The sequence below is a fragment of the Nonomuraea sp. NPDC050394 genome (assembly GCF_044459065.1).
Taxonomy (GTDB): Bacteria; Actinomycetota; Actinomycetes; order Streptosporangiales; family Streptosporangiaceae; genus Nonomuraea.
In genome coordinates this window covers 1-18,104 of record NZ_JBITIO010000005.1, presented here as the reverse complement: position 1 = coordinate 18,104, position 18,104 = coordinate 1, and the positions used below count along the sequence as shown (strand labels likewise).

Sequence of the window (18,104 nt, the reverse complement as noted above, 5' to 3'; positions counted from 1 at the left end):
GAGAGCGACCGCAAATCGGGTAAGACTGGTAGACGTGGCGGAAGGCTGGAACAAGGCGCGAGAGATCTCGCGGCGTGTCGGGAAGGGCGCGGCCCAGGCGGGCCGTGCTTCCTGGCGCGCCGGCCGGGCCACCGCCACGGGTACCAAGCGGGCCGGGGTCGCCACCGCGCGGGGCGCGCACAAGATGGGGCAGGCCACGCGCCGCCTCACCCATGCCAACGGCGCCGGGCGTACCGGTCTGGGGCGGCTGATCGAGCTGTCGATCGGCAACAGCGCGGCCGACGCGTTCGTGACGGTGGCGCTGGCCAGCACGGTCTTCTTCGGCGTCCCGGTCGGCGAGGCGCGCGGCTCCGTGGCGCTCTACCTCGTGATCACCATGATTCCGTTCGCTCTGGTGGCGCCCTTCGTCGGGCCGATCCTTGACAAGTTCCGCTCGGGCCGCCGCTATGTGATCGCCGGGACGCTGTTCGGCCGCGGGCTGCTGTGCTTCGCGATGGCGGCGGCGGTGGGGCCGGGCGACCTGCCGACGTTGTTCGCGGGCGCGCTGGGTGTGCTGGTGTTGTCGAAGGCGTTCACGGTCTCGCGGGCGGCGATCATGCCGAGCGTGCTGCCCGCCGACATCACGCTCGTCTCCGCCAACGCGCGCGTGGCGTTGTTCTCGCTGGTGACGGCGGGCATCGCCGTACCCATTGGTGCGGGTCTGACGGCGTGGCTGGGCAGCGCGGTGATGCTGCGCGTCGCGATGGTGGCCTTCCTCCTGGTCGGCGTCTTCGCGGTACGGCTGCCGCGCCACGTCGACTCCCCCGACCTGGAGGAGGAGGCCCCGGAGGAGGGCGGCAGGGCCGAGCGCTGGCGCAGCCTGCTCAACGTGGGCCCGGCGGTGACCGAGGCGATGCTGGCCAACGTGGGCGTCCGCCTGTTCTCCGGGTTTCTGCTGTTCTTCATGCTGTTTTTGGTCCAGGACCTGGGCGCGCCGTGGCTGCAGGTGAAGGACACCTTCTTCGACGTGCCCAAGACGATCGGCGTGCTCGCCCTGGCCGCCGGGCTGGGCGGCCTGGTCGGCGCCGCCGTGGCCAACTGGGCGCGTAACCACTCGCCGCAGCTCATCGTGCTGCTCACGCTGGGGCTGACGGTCGCGATGACCGTGGCCACCGCGATCTTCTTCAACCTGTGGACGGCCATCGCCGTCGCGCTCATCACCGCCTTCGCGCAGGAGCTCGGCAAGCTGGCGCTCGACGCGATCGTGCAGCGCGAGATCGGCGAGGAGGTGCGTTCGTCCACCTTCGGCGTGGTCGAGGCGCTGCTGCAGATGGCATGGGTGTTCGGCGGGCTGGTCGGCCTGCTGCTGTCCCTGGCCGAGAACGGCCCGCCCGGCTTCATCACGCTGTCGGTGGTGCTGTTCGCCTGGCTGGTCTGGCTGCTGATCCGGCGCAGGCGGCGGATCAAGGCGGTCAACGCCCAGATCCAGGAGGAGCGGCAGCCGCCGACGGCGCCGGTCCCGCGGGAGCCGGAGCAGGCGTGGGCGCACGAGGAGCCGCCCACGCCGGACGAGCAGCCCGGTCCCGGTCAGCTCGACCGGACCAAGCCGCTCACCAACCCCTACGGCTAGGCGTCCACGTCGTCGGCGACCGCCCGGAGCACGGCCGCGATCTTCTTGGAGTGGGCCGCGTCGGGATGCTTGCCCCGCTGGTAGGACGTGGACAGGTCGTCGAGCAGTTTGATCAGGTCTTCGACGATGACGACCAGCTCGTCGGGCTTCTTCCGCTTGCCCTTGGGTTTGACCTTGGCGAGCGTCGGCGGCTGATCGAGGATCCGCACCGACAGCGCCTGCTGGCCGCGTCGGCCCTCCGCCACGCCGAACTCGACCTTCTGGCCGGGCTTCAGCGGGGCAGAACCAGTGGGAAGCGCGGAGGAATGAACGAATACCTCACCGCCGTCGTCGCGGGTGAGGAAGCCGAAACCCTTGTCGGCGTCGTACCACTTGACCTTGCCACTCGGCACAGGAGGGACCTCGTTCGGAACGTTGGAAAAAGGATGGATGTAGGTTATGCCCCGGAGAGCCCCGTAGCGACCGGGTATTTGGCTCCGAATTACACCTGACGCCAATCGCCAAACCAGGTCGCGAATTCCGTCAGGTCGCCCAGCGCCACATCCGCTCCGTGATCACGCAGCTCGCCCACGGTGTACGGGCCGGTGGCGACCGTCACGCTGACCGCTCCGCCCGCTCTGGCGGCCTCGATGTCGGCCACGTGGTCCCCCACGTAGGCGGCGGCGCCGAACGAGGTGAGCGCCGCCCCCTTGGCCGCCCCGAACACCGATCCGACCACCTCGTCGACCTTCAGCCCGAGCCAGCTCACGGTACGGCGGGCGTCGTGGACGTTCTTGCCGGTGACCACGATGACGCGTCCGCCCGCGGCCCTGACCGCCTCCACGGCCTGGTGCGCGCCGGCCATGGGGGTGGTGGCGGGGACGGCGAGGTCGGGATAGATCTGGCGGAACAACGTCACCGCCGCCGCGACCTGCTCCTCGGGCACCCAGTTGGCCATCTCCAGTTCCAGCGGCGGCCCGAGCCTGGCGATGATGGCCCGGCTGTCGATCTCCACGTCGAGCCGCCTGGCGAGCTCGTCATAGACGGCGGCAATGCCCGATCGGGTATCGGCAAGTGTCATATCCAGGTCGAAGCCCACATCGAGGCCAACAGAAGTGGTCACGCCAGCAGCATGCCAAAGGAAGCGTAACGAGGGTAATTGTGGGACCGTGGAGTGGGCAGAAAGGAATTACTTATCGAGGGAGTGCCCATGTCGGAGACCCCCAAGCCGCCGGAGCCGGGTGACAAGCTGGTGGCGGCCCCGCTGGAGCAGACCCGCCCCCACCGCCCCGCCAGACCCTCGGCCGTCAGGAAGCCCGGTGTGTGGCAGCGGACGGTGACGTTCGCCGTCTGGGTGATCAAGGTCGCCTCCCGCCTGGCCGCGCTCGTGGCCGTCCTTTACGCCGTGTTCACCGTCTTCCGGGCGAACCCGGCCAACACCTGGTACCAACTGGTCGAATCCCTCGCCTCCTGGCTCTCGCTGGGCCTGTCCAACCTCTTCCAGATGACCGATGCCCGCTGGGAAACCCTGGTCAACTACGGTCTGGCCGCCGTGGTGTGGCTCATCCTCGGCTCCGTGGCCGCGGGCCTTGTCCGGCGCTTGGCTCCATGACGGCTACGCTCCTTGCGGAGGTAACGGGTAAGACATGACAAGATCGCCGAGCACCAGCACGCGTGAGCGGATCATCGACGAGTCCCTGCGGTTGTTCGCGCAGCGGGGCTACTCCGCCACGTCCGTTGCCGAGATCGAGGCCGCCTCCGGGCTCTCGCCGGGCGCCGGGGGCCTCTACCGGCACTTCAAGTCGAAGTACGAGGTGCTCGCCGCGGCGATCAACGAGCACGCCAACCGCACCAAGGCCCAGGTGGCCGAGAGCCTGGCCGAACTCGGCGGCATGGAGTCGGCCGAGCTGGAGCTGCGGCTGTCGCACGTGTGCCGCGCCGGCCTGGCCAAGGTACGCGAGGAGAGTGAGCTGACCCGGGTCTTCTTCCGCGACCTCAGCCAGTTCCCCGAACTGGTAACGGTGGTCAGGGAGGGCCTGCTGCAGCCCATGTTCGACGCGATCACCACCTGGTTCACCACCCAGCCCGAGTACGCCGACGCCAAGGTCGACTGGCCGGCGATCGCGGCGGTGCTCGGCGGCGCCGTGGTGCACTACCGGCTCTTCCAGGAGACCGTGGGCGAGACACCGGGGCACGCGGAGAAGGAGCAGTTCGTGGCGGCGTGGGTGCGCCTGGCCGTGGGCCTCCTGCCGAGCCCCGCGCCGGTCAGCTGACGTTGAAGAGGCGGTAGGCGAGCAGGACCACCCCGAGCCCCGCGCCGATCATGAACATGATCCCGCTGACGCTGAAGAACTCCGCGAAGAACCGCTCGAACCCGGCCGTGGCCCCCACCCGCAGCCCGCCGATGAGCACCCCGCCGACCGAGTAGCCGAGGATGGGCGCGCTGGTCCCGAGCAGCCGGTCGCGCCACGTCCAGCTTTCGCTGAGCAGCACGATCACGGTGCCGATCGCCCAGATGATGATCGGGACCGTGAAGATGGCCACCGACGGCAGGTTGAACGGCACCATCAGCGCCGCCAACAGCAGCAGCGCCATCGCCATCGTCTCGCGCGGGTGCTCCTTGACGATGGTGCCCGCGTCGCGGCCCTCGGTGGTCATCGGGTTGGCGCTGGACATCACCGCCCTGCGCAGCCCCGCCAGCGGCATGCCGCGCCCCGGCCGCCGGGAGAGCCGATCCTGGGCGAGCTTGACGCTCTTGGCGGCGCCGGGAGGCAGCCCGGGGTCGTCGCGGATCTTCGGGAACGCGGCGGTTGACTCGGGCTTCTGCTCCCCGGGCCGCCCCTCGGCCAGCCTGCGGGCCTCGCGGGCCACGAGCGCCTCCGGGTCGCCGAAGCGGGCCAGCACCTTCGCCACCTCACGGGCGCTCTGGCTGCCCTGGCGCTCCTGCTCGATCCTCGCGCGCAGCCGCCGGGAGAAGTCGAGCCGCTGATCTGCTCTGAGCACGCCGTGAGCGGCGTCGGCAGCCGCGCTCACGTAGTTAAGAATCAGCTGATCTGCCCGCTCTGTCACGGGAGCCATGCTGCCGGAATCACGTGCGACATACCATGGCATCGATGGAGTTCACGGAGTGGATCAGGGGGCGCACCGACGAACAGCTGAGGGCGCTCGTCTCGGCGCGCCCCGAGCTGATCACCCCGGTGCCCGCCCATCTGGAAGGCCTCGCCTCACGGGCGGGCAGTCCCTCGGCGATCGGCAGGGTTCTCGACCGGCTCGACCGGTTCACGCTGGCGGTCGTCGAGACGCTGGCCGTTCAGGAGAAGCCGATCTCGAAGGCGCGCCTGCGCGCCGTGGTCGGCCGGGCGCTGGCGGAGGGCAAGCCCGAGCCCGAGCTTTCCGCCGCGCTCGAACGGCTGCGCGAGCTCGCGCTCGTCTACGGCCCGGACAGCGCGCTCGACCTGGCGCCCGGCGTGCGCAAGGTGCTCGACGACCCCGCGGGGCTGGGGCCACCGGCGGCCGAGGCGTTCCGTCACCATCCGCCCGAGCAGCTCGCGGACATGGCCGACGAGATCGCGCCCGGCACCGCGGGCACCGGCAAGGAACGCCTGGCCGCCGCCCTCGCCGAGCCCGGCAAGCTGATCGAGGACGTCTCCGGCGAGGCGCAGGCGGCGCTGGAGCAACTGGCCTGGGGCCCGCCCACCGGCCGGGTGCCCAACGCCCGGCGCGAGGTACGCGTCGAGTCGGCCCGCTCGCCCATCGAGCAGTTGCTGGCCCGCGCCCTGCTGGCCGCCACCGGCGAGGAGAGCGTGACGCTCCCCCGGGAGGTCGGCCTGTACCTGCGCGACGGGCGCGTCCACCGCGACCTGCGGGCCACCGCGCCCGCGCTGGAGGGCTCCGAGCGCGACCAGAAGATGGCCGACCGGACCGCCGCCGGGCAGGCGTTCGCGTTCGTGCGCTCGGTGGAGGAGCTGTGCGAGCGGTGGAGCGTCGACCCGCCGGGCGTGCTGCGCACCGGCGGGCTGGGCGTGCGCGACCTCAAGCGCGCCGCCACCGACCTCGACCTGCCCGAGTGGGCGGCGGCGCTGGTCGTCGAGGTGACCCACGCGGCCGGGCTGATCGCCGCCGGCGGCGCCGTGGACGGCGAGTGGCTGCCCACGACCGGCTACGACCTGTGGCGGGTCAAGCCGACCGCCGCCCGCTGGGTGGTGCTGGCCACGACGTGGCTGCAGATGGATCGTGTACCGGGTCTGGTCGGCGAGCGTGACGAGCGCGACCGGCCGCTCAACGCGCTGCACACCGACCTGCGCCGCTCGGCCGCGCCCGGCGTGCGGGCCGCGACCTTGGGCGTGCTGGCGGCAGCCTCGGGGCTCGCGCCGACGCGCGAGTCCATCGCGGAACGGCTGGCCTGGGAGCAGCCGAGACGCCGGGGGGCGCTGCGCGAGCAGCTCATGGAGTTCGCGCTGCGCGAGGCCGAGCAGGTGGGCGTCACCGGGCTCGGCGTACTGTCCGGGCACGCCAGGGCACTACGCGACGGCCTGGACGCCGCCGCCGTCCTGGAGCCGCTGCTGCCGGAGCCGGTCGACCACGTGCTGCTGCAGGCCGACCTGACCGCCGTCGCGCCGGGCCCGCTGACCAGCGAGCTCAACCGCTGGATGACGCTGACCGCCGACATCGAGTCCAAGGGCGGCGCGACCGTCTACCGCTTCGCCGAGTCCTCCGTCCGCCGCGCGCTCGACGCCGGCCACGGTGCCGAGGAACTGCTCGCCATGCTGGCCCGCCACTCGGCCACGCCGGTGCCGCAGGCCCTGTCCTACCTGGTGGCCGACGTCGCCCGCCGCCACGGCCGCATGCGCGTCGGCACCGCGAGCGCGTACATCCGCTGCGACGACCCGGCCCTGCTCGACCAGATCACCGCCGACCGCCGCGCCGCCCAGCTCAGGCTGCGCAGGCTCGCGCCCACCGTGATCGCCTCCCGCTCCTCGCGGGCGGTGCTGGTCGACTCGCTGCGCGCCATGGGGTACGCGCCGGTCGCCGAGTCGCTGGACGGCGACGTCATCATCAGCCAGCTCGACAGCCGTCGTACCGAGGGCCTCGCGCCGGTCCGCTCGGTGGCCTCGGCGACGGGGCTGGATTCCGGGGTGGCGGCGGCGGCCGTACGCGCGCTGCGGGCCGGCGACGCCGCCCACCTGGCCCGCCGCGACCCCGTGGAGGCGCCCGACGGCCAGGTGCCGCGCGGCCCGGCCACCGCGACGATCTCCGCGCTGCAGGAGGCCATCCGCCAGGGCGTACGCGTGTGGATCGGCTACCTCGACTCCCAGGGCAACGCCACCTCCCGCATCCTGGAGCCGGCCAGGATGGAGGGCGGCTACCTGACCGCCTACGACGAGACCCGCGCCGCCGTCCACCGCTTCGCCCTCCACCGCATCACCGGAGTCGCCGGCCTGCAATGAAGACTTGACTACCGGCCGTTGACCGCATCAGCTTGATCCTGTGACCGAGCAGACGCTGGGCAGGCTGGCAGAGGAGTCGTGGGAGCGCTTCGGCGACTACGACTCGGTGTTCTACGACGGTGCGTGGCACCGCCGTCACACGCTCGCCGCGCGGGCCAGGCGGGTCTGCGGCGGGTTCGTGGCCGCGGGGGTACGGCCCGGCGACCGCGTGGCCGTGATGATGGCGACCAGTCCCGACGTCGCCATCGTCTACCAGGCGTTATGGGCGGCCGGCGCGGTGGTCACGCCGATCGTGTTCCTGGTGGGCCCGGAGGAGCTGCGCCACATCCTGGCCGACAGCGGCGCCGTGGCGGTGGTGACGTCGCCGGAGCTGGTGGAGACGGTACGGCTGGCCGTACCGGATGAAGTGCGGGTCTTCCTGGACACCGGGGAGCTTGAGGAGGCCCCCGAGCATGGCCCCGTCACCGTGGACGCCGGGGATCTCGCGGCGCTGATGTACACGGGCGGCACCACCGGGCGGGCCAAGGGCGTCAAGCTCAGCCATCGCGGCCTGTGGCAGGTCGCCAAGGACGCGTTCGCCATGTCCCACCAGGAGGGGCTCAACCGCGCGATCGTGCCCGTCCCGCTCTCGCACGCCTACGGCCTGATCATCACCGTCGCCGAGATGCACGCCGAGGAGCCGCAGCAGGCCGTGCTGATGCGCTGGTTCGAGCCCAAGCCGTTCCTGGCCCTGGCCGCCGGGCAGCGCGCCCAGTTCGGCACCGTCGTGCCCTCGATGATCCAGATGCTGCTGGCCGAGCCGCTCGAGGAGCACCCGCTGCCCGACCTGGCCTTCCTCACCTGCGGCGCGGCGCCGCTCGGGCGCGAGACGCTGGTGGAGTTCGAGCGCCGGATGCCGGGCACGCAGATCCTGGAGGGCTACGGCATGACCGAGACCAGCGCGGTCACCACCTTCAACCCGCCGGGCAGGCGCCGGATCGGCAGCGTGGGCCTGCCACTGCCCGGCTACACGCTCACCATCCGCGACAACTCCGGCGAATCCATCGAGCCCGGCGACATCGGCGAGATCTGCATCCGCGGCACGTCGCTGATGCTCGGCTACTGGGGCGGCCTCAGCTCCCCGATCGTGGACGGCGAACTGCGTACCGGCGACATCGGCTGCCTCGACGACGACGGCTACCTCTACGTCGTGGACCGTAAGAAGGACCTCATCATCCGCGGCGGCTTCAACGTCTTCCCGCGCGACGTCGAGGACACGCTCAACCGGCACCCGGACGTGGTCATGTCCGGGGTGGTCGGCCGCCCCGACCCGCGCCACGGCGAGGAGGTCGTCGCGTTCGTCCAGCTCCGTCCCGGCGCCGAGATCGCGGAGGAGGAGCTCATCGCGTGGGTACGCGACCGGGTCGGCCGGGTGAAGTACCCGCGCGAGGTGCACTTCGTCGACACGATCCCGGTCACCAGCGTGCTCAAGATCGACCGGAAGGAGCTGCGGACCAGGCTCTAGTCGTCCACGTCGAGGGCGCCGGCGAACAGGTTCTCCAGCCCTTTCCGCTCGGCGAGCACCTTCCCGTCGGCGTCGTAGGCCGTGACGTCCACCTTCGGGAGCTTGAACCCCTTTGCCGCAACCCGCGTCCTGGCGATGAAGAAGCCGCCGGTGAGGCTCGCCTCCATCCGCTGCCCGCTGGCCCAGGCGATCTCGACCCGGCGTACCTGCTGGGCCGCCCGCCCGGCCACCACCATGAAGAACGGGTCGCCGTCCGTGCCCGGATTCACCTCCGACTGCGTCTGCGTGTCGTGGACGTCCACCGACAGCGGCCCGTCGAAGGCCAGGCTCCCCGGCTCCTCACGCCCCCAGTAGGTGAAGATCGGCCGCTCGGGGTAGCTGACGTCGAGCACGCCCGGCGTGCACAGCACCAGCCCCTTCCTGCTGCCCATGAGCTGGGTCACGCCCAGCTTGTCGCGCGACTCGGCCAGCAGCCTGAAGTCCTCGGCGACCCCGTGGTGCGGGATGCGCCGCTCGCCGTCCATGCCGTGCACGGGCCCGCCCTGCGGCATGCAGTCGCGCACCTGGCGGAACTGCTCGGGCGTGTTGGCCGGCAGCCCCTCGATCGGCGGCGCCGTGGGCAGGGGCGGTGTGGGCGGCAGGGTCAGCCCGGTGAAGGTCGGGTCGACCTCGGCGGCCGTCCGGTCGCCCGGATCGGGGAGGTTCGTCACCGCCACCGCGCCGAAGGCGAGCGCCGCCGCCGTCCCGGCGACCCCCACCGCCCATCCGGTACGGCGCCGCCGCCCCGCCGAGCGCAGCACCAGGGCGGCCACCATCTCCCCGTCCACCGGCTCCGCCCGCCCGGCCATGCGGCGCAGGCCCTCGCCGATCGTGCGTTCGTCCACTGCCATCGTTCAGGCCTCCTGGTTGACACGGTCGCCGACGAGGGCCCGCAGGCGCTTGACGGCCTGGTGCGACTGGCTGCGCACGGTGCCCACCGAGCAGCCCATGATCCGCGCGACCTCCGACTCGGGCAGGTCCTCGAAGTAGCGCAGCACCAGGACCACGCGCTTGCGCGGCGGCAGTTGCCGTAAGGCGTGCTCCAGCGCGAGCCGTTCGTCCACCTCGGCGGTGGCGTCGCCGCTCGCGCGTTCCGGCGGCTTCTCGACCACGCGCTCGCGTCCCCAGCGCGCGCTGCGCCAGACGCTCACCTGTTCGCGGTACATCACCCGGCGGACGTACGCCTCCGGGTCGCCGCGGATGCCGCGCCACCGGCCGGCCGTCTTGATCAGCGCCGTCTGCAGGAGGTCCTCGGCGGAGTGCTGGTCGCCGGTGAGCACGTAGGCCAGCCGGATCAGGCTGTCGGAGCGTGCTGCGACGAACTGGGTGAAGCCTCGGCGATCATCCGGATGCACCTGCCCTCCTCATGTCTCGCCTCTCTAGATGCGTCCAAGGGACCAGATCTATGGCGACATCGTGATAAATCTGGAGTGCTATGAGCGATCCCTATCAGCCGTACGGCGCGCCATACGGCGAACAGCCACCTCCCGGCTACGGGTACGGACCCGGTTACCCGCCGCCCCATCAGCCGCGCAACGACGGCCTGCGTACCAACGCCATCGTCGCGCTCGTCCTCAACCTCATCTCGATCGTCGCCTGCTGCAACTTCGTGGCCATCGCCGGCGCCGTCATGGCCGGCCTGGGCCTGAGCAAGGTGGACACCGAGCCGGAGAACGCCCGGAGCAAGCTGGTCTGGGCGTGGGTCCTGTTCGGCGCGGGATTCCTGGTGACGATCGGCGGCTTCCTGTTCCTGGGCTTCGCCGGATACCTGGACGACAACGACTGATTCCCAGTTCGGGGACTGTTCCGCCGCTTCTTTGTGTTGGATAGGCGGTAGCCATCGAAGGGGGACCAGTGAACGACGGCCCGCTCATCGTCCAATCCGACAAGACGCTGCTGCTCGAGGTCGACCACGCCAACGCGGACGCGTGTCGCAAGGCCATCGCGCCGTTCGCCGAGCTGGAGCGCGCGCCCGAGCACGTGCACACCTACCGCGTCACGCCGCTGGCGCTGTGGAACGCGCGGGCCGCCGGTCACGACGCCGAGCAGGTCATCGACGCGCTCATCAGCCACAGCCGCTACCCGGTCCCCCACGCGCTGCTGGTCGACGTCGCCGAGACCATGGCTCGCTACGGCCGGCTCCGGCTGGAGAAGGACCCGGTCAACGGCCTGGTCCTGACCTCGACCGACCGGGCCGTGCTCGAAGAGGTGCTGCGCTCGACGAAGATCCAGCCGATGCTGGGCGAACGCTTGGGCGCCGACTCGGTCGTGGTGCACCCGAGCGACCGCGGCAACGTGAAGCAGGCGCTGCTCAAGCTGGGCTGGCCGGCCGAGGACCTCGCGGGCTACGTCGACGGCGAGGCGCACCCGATCTCGCTGCTGGAGGACGGCTGGTCACTGCGCACCTACCAGAAGGACGCGGCCGAGGCCTTCTGGCACGGCGGCTCCGGGGTGGTCGTGCTGCCCTGCGGCGCCGGCAAGACGATCGTCGGGGCGGCCGCGATGGCCCAGGCCCAGGCGACCACGCTGATCCTGGTCACCAACACGGTCAGCGCCCACCAGTGGAAGACCGAGCTGATCAAGCGCACGTCGCTGACCGAGAACGAGATCGGCGAGTACTCCGGCACCAAGAAGGAGATCCGCCCCGTCACCATCGCCACCTACCAGGTGATGACGACCAAGCGGAAGGGCGTCTACGCCCACCTGGAGCTGTTCGACGCGCGCGACTGGGGCCTGATCGTCTACGACGAGGTGCACCTGCTGCCCGCGCCCATCTTCCGCATGACCGCCGACCTGCAGGCCCGCCGCCGCGTGGGGCTGACCGCGACGCTGGTGCGCGAGGACGGCCGCGAGGGCGACGTGTTCTCCCTCATCGGGCCCAAGCGTTATGACGCGCCCTGGAAGGAGATGGAGAACCAGGGCTGGATCGCGCCCGCCGACTGCGTCGAGGTCCGGGTCACGCTCTCCGACGAGGAACGGCTGGCCTACGCGATGGCCGAGTCCGACGAGAAATACCGCTTCGCCGCCACCACGCCGTCCAAGACGACCGTCACCGAGGCGCTGGTCAGGAAGCATCTGGGCGAGCAGGTGCTGGTCATCGGCCAGTACATCGACCAGCTCGACGAGCTGGGCGAGCACCTCAACGCGCCGGTCATCAAGGGCGAGACCCGGGTGAAGGAGCGCGAGCGCCTCTACCAGGCCTTCCGCGACAAGGAGATCCAGGTCCTCGTGGTCTCCAAGGTGGCAAACTTCTCCATCGACCTGCCGGAGGCGGCGATCGCCATCCAGGTGTCGGGCACGTTCGGCTCGCGGCAGGAGGAGGCGCAGCGGCTCGGCCGCGTGCTGCGGCCCAAGGCCGACGGGGGCGGCGCCCGCTTCTACACCGTGGTCAGCCGGGACACCGTCGACCAGGAGTTCGCGGCGCACCGCCAGCGGTTCCTGGCCGAGCAGGGCTACGCGTACCAGATCATCGACGCCGACGACGTCCTGGAGGTATGAAGGCCCGGCCGCTCCGGCAGCCGGGCCTTGCCCAAAACCTCAGGTCCACGAAACTCCGCGGGCCGTCGACAATCGAACCACCCCCCTCACCTGCGCGCTGTCGCCTACTTCACGCCAGCTGCGACATACCCGATGATCCCCCATTCCCACCTGAAATGCCCGAATTTTTGGCGATTTAGTTAGCCAACGAGAAGGCCGCCCAGGAAGAGCACACCCTCGGCGACCACCCATGCGGCCACGGCCGAGCCCATGTACAGGTTGAAGGTCCGCTGGTCCTTCCTGGCGGCGGGCAGGATCCAGGCGGCGGCCGTGCAGATCGCCGCGAGCATCGCGAACAACCCGGACAATCCCGCGACGGCGTCCAGGCGCTGGCCGCACTGCGTGGCGTCGCCGTTCGCGCAGAAGGCCGCGGTCCCCCAGCCCGCGAAGACCGACAGGCCCCACAGCGCAGCGAGCAGGAAGCTCGCGATGGTGGGGACGATCGGGGAGACGCCGAACCGCACACGTGCCACGGTCTCCCTCTACCCCGCGTAAATGCTTTGGATGCCTCCCGCTTCCCCGATTAGACTGGCCGATTCGCTACCGGTTACCACTCCGACAGGGGGCGCTTTCGCATGCCCGCACACCAGCTGGCACCCGACATATCCGACGACCCAGCCGACGTTCTGTCCGCCGAGCAGTCCCACCTGGCCGAATCCCGCAAGGCCCTGCAGGCGATGCGCGCGCACGCGCAGTCGCTGTCGGCCGACGCGGCCGGCGACTGGGTCTCGCGGCAGGTCCTCCAGTCGCTGCTCGACCAGCGCGTCGCGGCCCTCGCCGACCATCCGGACACGCCGCTGTTCTTCGGCCGTCTCGACCGGAGCGCCCCCGAGCGAAGGGTCGCGCGACGAGAGAGCGAGCGGAGCGATGCCGACGAGGAGCGCAGCGGTCACGACCATGAACACGACGATCTGCCCGGCATCATCTACGTCGGGCGCAGGCACGTCCACGACGGCGCCAGCCGCGCGCTGGTGATCGACTGGCGCGCTCCGGTCTCGCGCCCGTTCTACCAGGCCAGCCCGTCAGACCCCATGGACGTCGTACGGCGCCGCCGCTTCGGCTACCACGGCGGCGCGCTGACCGCCTACGAGGACGAGCCGCTCGACCAGGGCGGCGAGCTGGGCCCCTCGAAGATCCTCACCGACGAGATCGAGCGCCCGCGCACCGGCCCGATGCGCGACATCGTCGCCACCATCCAGCCCGACCAGGACGAGATCGTCCGTGCCGCGCTGACCCAGACCGTGTGCGTGCAGGGGGCGCCCGGCACCGGGAAGACCGCGGTGGGCCTGCACCGGGCCGCCTACCTGCTGTTCACCCATCGCGAGCGGCTGGCCCGCTCCGGCGTCATGATCGTCGGGCCGAACCGCGCGTTCCTGTCCTACATCTCCTCCGTCCTTCCCGCCCTCGGCGAGGTCAAGGTCGACCAGACCACCGTCGCCGACCTGCTGGGCGCCTACGACACCCCGGAGGAGCCGGAGGTCGCCGCGATCAAGGGCGACGCCCGGATGGCAGCGGTGCTGGAGCGGGCGCTCTGGCTGCACATCAGCAAGCCGGAGGAGGGCCTCGTCTACACCCGCGGCGTCCACCGCTTCCGCGTGGCCGACTACGAGGTGCGCGAGATCGTCGCCTCCCTGCGCGGCACCACCCGCTACGGCCCCGGCCGCGCGGCGCTCGCGCAGCGCCTCGCCCACCAGGTGCTCGTCCGCATGGAGCAGCGCGGCGACTCCCCCGACGACCGGGTGCAGGACGCGGTCGCGCGGTCCAAGCCGGTCAAGCAGCTCGTGGACGCCGTCTGGCCCAAGGTGACGCCCGCCCAGGTGCTGTTCAGGCTGCTGTCGGACGCCGGGTTCCTGGCCAAGGCCTGCGCCAAGTCCGATATCTCGCCTGACGAGCAGGAAATGCTGCTTTGGCGGAAGCCGTACCGTGGATGGAAGTCCGCGAAGTGGTCGGCGGCCGATGCCGCGCTCCTCGACGAGCTCGGCGACCTCATCGAACGCACCTCCTCGCTCGGCCACCTCGTCGTGGACGAGGCGCAGGACCTGTCGGAGATGCAGTTGCGCGCCCTCGGCCGCCGCTGCCGCAACGGCTCGGCCACCGTCCTGGGCGACCTCGCGCAGGGCACCACGCCCTGGTCCACCACCTCGTGGGAAGCCGTCCTCCGGCACCTCGGCCAGGACTCCGGCGAGGTCACCGAGCTGACCCTCGGCTTCCGTGTGCCGCGCGAGGTGCTCGACTACGCCGCCCGCCTGCTGCCGTCCATCGCCCCCGGGCTGGCCCCGCCGCGCTCGCTGCGCCCCGGGCTCGGCTCGCTGTCGGTCCGGCCGGGCGCCGCGCTCGCCGAGGCGGTCGGCGCGGCCCTGTCCAGGGAGGGCTCGATCGGCGTGATCGTGCCGGACGCGCTGGTGCGGCGGGTCTCCGGTTCGCTGGAGGGCATCGCCCACGCCGTCCTCGACCCCGACGCCGCCGACCAGGAACACCGGCTGCTCATCATCCCCGCGACCCTGGCCAAGGGCCTGGAGTACGACCACGTGATCGTGGTCGAGCCGGCGGACATCGTCGCCGCCGAGCCCAGGGGCCTGGCCCGCCTGTACGTCGTGCTCACCCGCGCGGTCACCTCGCTGACCGTCCTGCACGACAAGCCGCTCCCCGCCGCTCTGGCGATCTAGCCCCTCCCGCCGCTCAGGCGACCTGGTCGCCGCCCAGGGCCTTGGCGACCTCCGCCGCGGCCCGGTGACCCGACTCGACGGCACCATCCATGTAGCCCGCCCAGCGGACGGCGGTCTCGGTCCCCGCCCAGTGCAGCGGCCCCACGGGCGTGCGCAGGGCGGGGCCGAACCGGGTCAGGGTCCCGGGTGCGGCGAAGGCGCCGTAACACCCCCGGCTCCACTCCTCCGCGGCCCAGTCGAGCTCGATGTAGTCGATCGCGTAGCGGGCCACGGGGCCGAAGTAGACGGTCAGGTCGTCCACGGCCCGGCCGCGCCGCTCGGCGACGCTCAGGCGGGCCGCCGCGTCGGCGTGCGCGCCCTCGAAGAAGCCCGTGAGCACCCCGGGGCCGCCTTCCTCCCTCGGGGTACTGTCCAGGACGGTGCCCAGCGCGCGGACGTCGCTGTTGGCCTCCCCGGAGTAACCCGCCTCGCGCCAGAACGGGTCCCCGTAGACGAGATGCACCTTGATGACCCGGCCCATCGGCATCCGCTGGGTGAGCTGGTCACGGTCGCCGGGCAGCCCGGGGTTGTACCTGATCCGGCCGGCGAGCGGCGGCGGCACCGCGACGATCGCGCGCCTGGCGCGGGTCTCGGTGCCAGGGGTGCGGAGCACGACCTGGTCGTCGTCCCAGGCGATGTCGGTGACGGGTTGCGCCCGCCGTACCCGGTCGCCGAGTTCCGCGGCGACGGCGAGCGCGACGCGCTGCGAGCCGCCCGCGACGCGGTCCTGTTGCGCCCCGCCCCTGACCTCGGTCAGCGCGTCGAAGCCGCCGCCCGAGCCGAAGTAGTACAGCGCCCACAGGGCTGAGATCTCCTCCGGCTCGGCCGAGAAGATCGCCTCGGTGACCAGCCTGACCATCGCCCGGCCGCCCTTGGTGCGGGTGCGGGCGCGCATCCAGGCCTCGAACGTCTGCGCGTCGAGCTCGCGGGCGCCGGGCGCCGTCCAGGGCGCCTCCAGCGGGATACGGCGGGCCGCCCGGTCCAGGGCGAGCTGTGCCCGCCCGAGGTCGGCCAGCGCCAGCGTCCCGATCCGCGGAACGCGCCCCGTGTACTCCACACGCCGCCCCACCAGCTCGGCCACCCGCCGGCCCTGGTGATGGGTGGGGAAGGTGGTCAGCCCGAGCTCGGCGATGAGCGCGAGCACCCGGTCCTGCCCGGGCCCCACCCACTGCCCGCCGAGCTCGATCGCCGCGCCGCCCGGCAGTTCGCCGTTGAGGGTACGCCCGCCGACCCGCTCCCGCGCTTCCAGCACCACCACGTCGTGCCCGGCGCGCACCAGATCCCGCGCGGCCACCAGCCCCGCCAGCCCGGCGCCGACGACAGCCACATCCACGCTGTATCTGACATTCATGCTGTATGTGATATCCATGACGCATGGCATCCGTCAAGACCCGGCGCGAGCTCTACGCGGAGACCACCCGCCAGGCGCTCATCGACGTCGGCCGCCGCGTCTTCGCCGAACGCGGCTACACCGCCGTCTCGGCAGAGGAGCTGGTACGCCAGGCCGGCCTGACCCGCGGCGCCCTGTACCACCACTTCGACGGCAAGCAGGGCCTGTTCGAGGCCGTCTTCGAAGAGCTGGAGGACGCCGCCGCCCGCGCGGTCACCACGGCGATGGCAGCCGGCGACCCCGCCACCCGCGCGCGGGCCGGGCTGGCCGCCTACCTGGACGCCTGCGGGCAGCCCGAGTTCCGGGAGATCGTGCTGAAGCAGGGCCCGATCGCCCTGGGCCACGAACGCTGGCAGGAGCTCGACGTACGCCACTTCGGCGGCCTGCTCCGCGACGCGCTGACCACGCTGATGGACGAGGGCTACCTCACCCGCCGCCCCGTGGAGATGCTCGGCCGCGCCCTGTTCGGCGCCATCACCGAGCTGGCCCTGGCCGTCGCGGAGGCCGGCGACCCCGCCGCCGCCCGCGCCGAGGCTGACGCCATCGCGGCCACCCTGCTGTCGGGCCTGCGCGCCTGATATCTTCCAGAGCCATGGCCGAATTCGGGGTAAAAGTAAGAAACGGCAATAAATCAGACATCAAGGATGTCCTGGGCTTCTGGGTAGAGGCCGCGGAAGGCACCGACCGCCACGACTCCCCCGCCAAGGTCGGAGCCCTGATCGCCCGCGACCCCGAGTCCCTGCTGCTGGCCGAGCTGGACGGCAAGCTGGTCGGCACCCTCATCGCCGGATGGGACGGCTGGCGCGCCCATCTGTACCGGCTGGCCGTGCACCCGTCCTACCGCCGCAGGGGGATCGGCACCACGCTGCTCGCCGCCGCCGAGGCCCGCTTCGCCGCCTTCGGTGCCTTCCGCGCCGACGCCATGGTCCTGCACGACAACACCCTCGCCCACCACGCCTGGTCGGCCGCCGGCTACACCCGTCAGCCCGAGTGGGGACGCTGGGTGAAACACCTACTTCCAGGTGTAGCCGAAGTACCTGCCCAGTTGCCTGAGGGCCGCGTCGGTGAGACCGGGGTGGCGGGCCCGCATCTCGGCCACGGCCGCGGCGGTGCCTGACTGGAGGGTGTGGCCGGTCCAGTCCACCGGGACGCGCAGCATCTCGTCGGCCAGTGCGTCCAGGGTGGGGAGCATCTCGGCCGCCTGCTCCGAGCCCAGGGCCCCCGCCAGGGCGGCCGGGTCCTTACGTGGCCAGGCGGCGCCGCCGCCCAGGTAGACGACCAGTGCCTGGCTGATCGGCTCGTTCACCGTTCCAGGATCTCAGCCTGGGTCAAGGCCGGACACCCGCCTTCCGTGGGCGCGAGCTCGAAAGGAAGGAGCGCGAAGCGGAGCACCTTGCCCCGCGTACGCGAAAAGGGCGCCCCCGAACCGGGAGACGCCCTCTTTGCGAAATGGCTGGACTTAGAAGTCCATGTCGCCGCCGGGCATGCCACCAGCCGGGGCGGCCGGGTTCTTCTCCGGCTTCTCGGCGATGACGGCCTCGGTGGTCAGGAACAGCGCCGCGATGGAGGCGGCGTTCTGCAGCGCCGAGCGGGTGACCTTGGCCGGGTCGAGGATGCCCGCGTCGAACATGTTGACGTACTCGCCGCTGGCCGCGTTCAGGCCCTCACCGGGGGTGAGGTTGCGCACGCGCTCGACCACGACGCCGCCTTCGAGACCGGCGTTGACCGCGATCTGCTTCAGCGGCTCCTCCAGCGCCTTCTTCACGATCGCCGCACCGGTCGCCTCATCGCCCGACAGCTCCAGCTTGTCGAACGCCTTGGTACCGGCCTGCAGCAGCGCCACACCACCGCCGGGCACGATGCCCTCCTCGACGGCCGCCTTCGCGTTACGCAC

General features: G+C 71.6%; 19 protein-coding genes. 10 read left to right on the top strand and 9 right to left on the bottom strand.

Going from position 1 to position 18,104, the window contains the following annotated elements; translation table 11 throughout:
* Window positions 1-34 precede the first annotated feature (34 nt).
* Entirely contained in the window at window positions 35-1,609 is a 1,575-nt protein-coding gene (locus tag ACIBKY_RS21005) for an MFS transporter (protein WP_397098469.1), read from the top strand.
* Here the strand turns inward: ACIBKY_RS21005 and ACIBKY_RS21000 are convergent.
* Both ACIBKY_RS21000 and ACIBKY_RS20995 read right to left on the bottom strand, forming a co-directional pair.
* Window positions 1,606-2,001, bottom strand: a complete 396-nt coding sequence (locus tag ACIBKY_RS21000; RefSeq protein WP_379626993.1) for a cold-shock protein — start codon at window positions 1,999-2,001, stop codon at window positions 1,606-1,608. The two genes, ACIBKY_RS21005 and ACIBKY_RS21000, sit on opposite strands and share 4 nt — an antisense overlap.
* A gap of 89 nt (window positions 2,002-2,090) precedes the next feature.
* On the bottom strand, window positions 2,091-2,711 hold the full coding sequence (locus ACIBKY_RS20995; RefSeq protein ID WP_397098466.1) for an HAD family hydrolase: 621 nt from the start codon (window positions 2,709-2,711) through the stop codon (window positions 2,091-2,093).
* Window positions 2,712-2,798: 87 nt separating this feature from the next.
* On the opposite strand from ACIBKY_RS20995, the gene ACIBKY_RS20990 reads away from it, so the two are divergent.
* Together ACIBKY_RS20990 and ACIBKY_RS20985 are read left to right on the top strand one after the other, a co-directional pair.
* Window positions 2,799-3,200, top strand: coding sequence for a hypothetical protein (locus tag ACIBKY_RS20990; protein ID WP_397098465.1), 402 nt, complete (start codon window positions 2,799-2,801; stop codon window positions 3,198-3,200).
* Between the two features lie 34 nt (window positions 3,201-3,234).
* The gene (locus ACIBKY_RS20985) at window positions 3,235-3,861 is read left to right on the top strand and encodes a TetR/AcrR family transcriptional regulator (protein WP_379626999.1); all 627 of its coding nucleotides are present in this window, start codon (window positions 3,235-3,237) and stop codon (window positions 3,859-3,861) included.
* Here the strand turns inward: ACIBKY_RS20985 and ACIBKY_RS20980 are convergent.
* Window positions 3,854-4,657, bottom strand: coding sequence for a hypothetical protein (locus ACIBKY_RS20980; RefSeq protein WP_397098463.1), 804 nt, complete (start codon window positions 4,655-4,657; stop codon window positions 3,854-3,856). The two genes, ACIBKY_RS20985 and ACIBKY_RS20980, sit on opposite strands and share 8 nt — an antisense overlap.
* Before the next feature lie 44 nt (window positions 4,658-4,701).
* Between ACIBKY_RS20980 and ACIBKY_RS20975 the strand changes: the two genes are divergently transcribed.
* Complete coding sequence (locus ACIBKY_RS20975; RefSeq protein WP_397098461.1) at window positions 4,702-7,035, top strand: helicase-associated domain-containing protein; 2,334 nt, start codon at window positions 4,702-4,704, stop codon at window positions 7,033-7,035.
* Between the two features lie 40 nt (window positions 7,036-7,075).
* Window positions 7,076-8,539, top strand: coding sequence for a class I adenylate-forming enzyme family protein (locus ACIBKY_RS20970; RefSeq protein WP_397098459.1), 1,464 nt, complete (start codon window positions 7,076-7,078; stop codon window positions 8,537-8,539).
* Here ACIBKY_RS20970 and ACIBKY_RS20965 read toward each other — a convergent pair.
* Both ACIBKY_RS20965 and ACIBKY_RS20960 read right to left on the bottom strand, forming a co-directional pair.
* A complete protein-coding gene (locus ACIBKY_RS20965; RefSeq protein ID WP_397098457.1) occupies window positions 8,536-9,429 on the bottom strand; it encodes a hypothetical protein in 894 nt (297 codons plus the stop codon). The genes ACIBKY_RS20970 and ACIBKY_RS20965 overlap by 4 nt on opposite strands.
* Before the next feature lie 3 nt (window positions 9,430-9,432).
* Complete coding sequence (locus ACIBKY_RS20960) at window positions 9,433-9,933, bottom strand: SigE family RNA polymerase sigma factor (RefSeq protein ID WP_397098455.1); 501 nt, start codon at window positions 9,931-9,933, stop codon at window positions 9,433-9,435.
* 80 nt (window positions 9,934-10,013) lie between these two features.
* Here ACIBKY_RS20960 and ACIBKY_RS20955 point away from each other — a divergent pair, with 80 nt between their 5' ends.
* Both ACIBKY_RS20955 and ACIBKY_RS20950 read left to right on the top strand, forming a co-directional pair.
* On the top strand, window positions 10,014-10,364 hold the full coding sequence (locus tag ACIBKY_RS20955) for a hypothetical protein (protein WP_397098453.1): 351 nt from the start codon (window positions 10,014-10,016) through the stop codon (window positions 10,362-10,364).
* Window positions 10,365-10,432: 68 nt separating this feature from the next.
* Window positions 10,433-12,076: a DNA repair helicase XPB gene (locus ACIBKY_RS20950; RefSeq protein ID WP_397098452.1), complete on the top strand. Its 1,644-nt coding sequence runs from the start codon at window positions 10,433-10,435 to the stop codon at window positions 12,074-12,076.
* A 179-nt stretch (window positions 12,077-12,255) separates the two neighbouring features.
* On the opposite strand, the gene ACIBKY_RS20945 is transcribed toward ACIBKY_RS20950, so the two are convergent.
* Complete coding sequence (locus ACIBKY_RS20945) at window positions 12,256-12,588, bottom strand: hypothetical protein (protein WP_397098450.1); 333 nt, start codon at window positions 12,586-12,588, stop codon at window positions 12,256-12,258.
* Window positions 12,589-12,690: 102 nt separating this feature from the next.
* Here ACIBKY_RS20945 and ACIBKY_RS20940 point away from each other — a divergent pair, with 102 nt between their 5' ends.
* Window positions 12,691-14,781 carry a HelD family protein gene (locus ACIBKY_RS20940; protein WP_397098448.1) on the top strand — a complete coding sequence of 697 codons (2,091 nt, stop codon included), beginning with the start codon at window positions 12,691-12,693 and terminating at the stop codon, window positions 14,779-14,781.
* 13 nt (window positions 14,782-14,794) lie between these two features.
* Here the strand turns inward: ACIBKY_RS20940 and ACIBKY_RS20935 are convergent, their stop codons facing one another.
* Window positions 14,795-16,171, bottom strand: a complete 1,377-nt coding sequence (locus ACIBKY_RS20935; RefSeq protein ID WP_397098446.1) for a flavin monoamine oxidase family protein — start codon at window positions 16,169-16,171, stop codon at window positions 14,795-14,797.
* A 23-nt stretch (window positions 16,172-16,194) separates the two neighbouring features.
* Here ACIBKY_RS20935 and ACIBKY_RS20930 point away from each other — a divergent pair, with 23 nt between their 5' ends.
* Both ACIBKY_RS20930 and ACIBKY_RS20925 read left to right on the top strand, forming a co-directional pair.
* Window positions 16,195-16,788 carry a TetR/AcrR family transcriptional regulator gene (locus tag ACIBKY_RS20930; protein WP_397098444.1) on the top strand — a complete coding sequence of 198 codons (594 nt, stop codon included), beginning with the start codon at window positions 16,195-16,197 and terminating at the stop codon, window positions 16,786-16,788.
* A gap of 14 nt (window positions 16,789-16,802) precedes the next feature.
* A complete protein-coding gene (locus ACIBKY_RS20925) occupies window positions 16,803-17,327 on the top strand; it encodes a GNAT family N-acetyltransferase (protein WP_397098442.1) in 525 nt (174 codons plus the stop codon).
* Here the strand turns inward: ACIBKY_RS20925 and ACIBKY_RS20920 are convergent.
* Window positions 17,223-17,516 carry a hypothetical protein gene (locus ACIBKY_RS20920; RefSeq protein WP_397098440.1) on the bottom strand — a complete coding sequence of 98 codons (294 nt, stop codon included), beginning with the start codon at window positions 17,514-17,516 and terminating at the stop codon, window positions 17,223-17,225. The two genes, ACIBKY_RS20925 and ACIBKY_RS20920, sit on opposite strands and share 105 nt — an antisense overlap.
* 153 nt (window positions 17,517-17,669) lie before the next feature.
* Window positions 17,670-18,104 (bottom strand): TCP-1/cpn60 chaperonin family protein (locus tag ACIBKY_RS20915; RefSeq protein WP_397098438.1); only part of this gene is annotated, 435 nt, incomplete at its 5' end.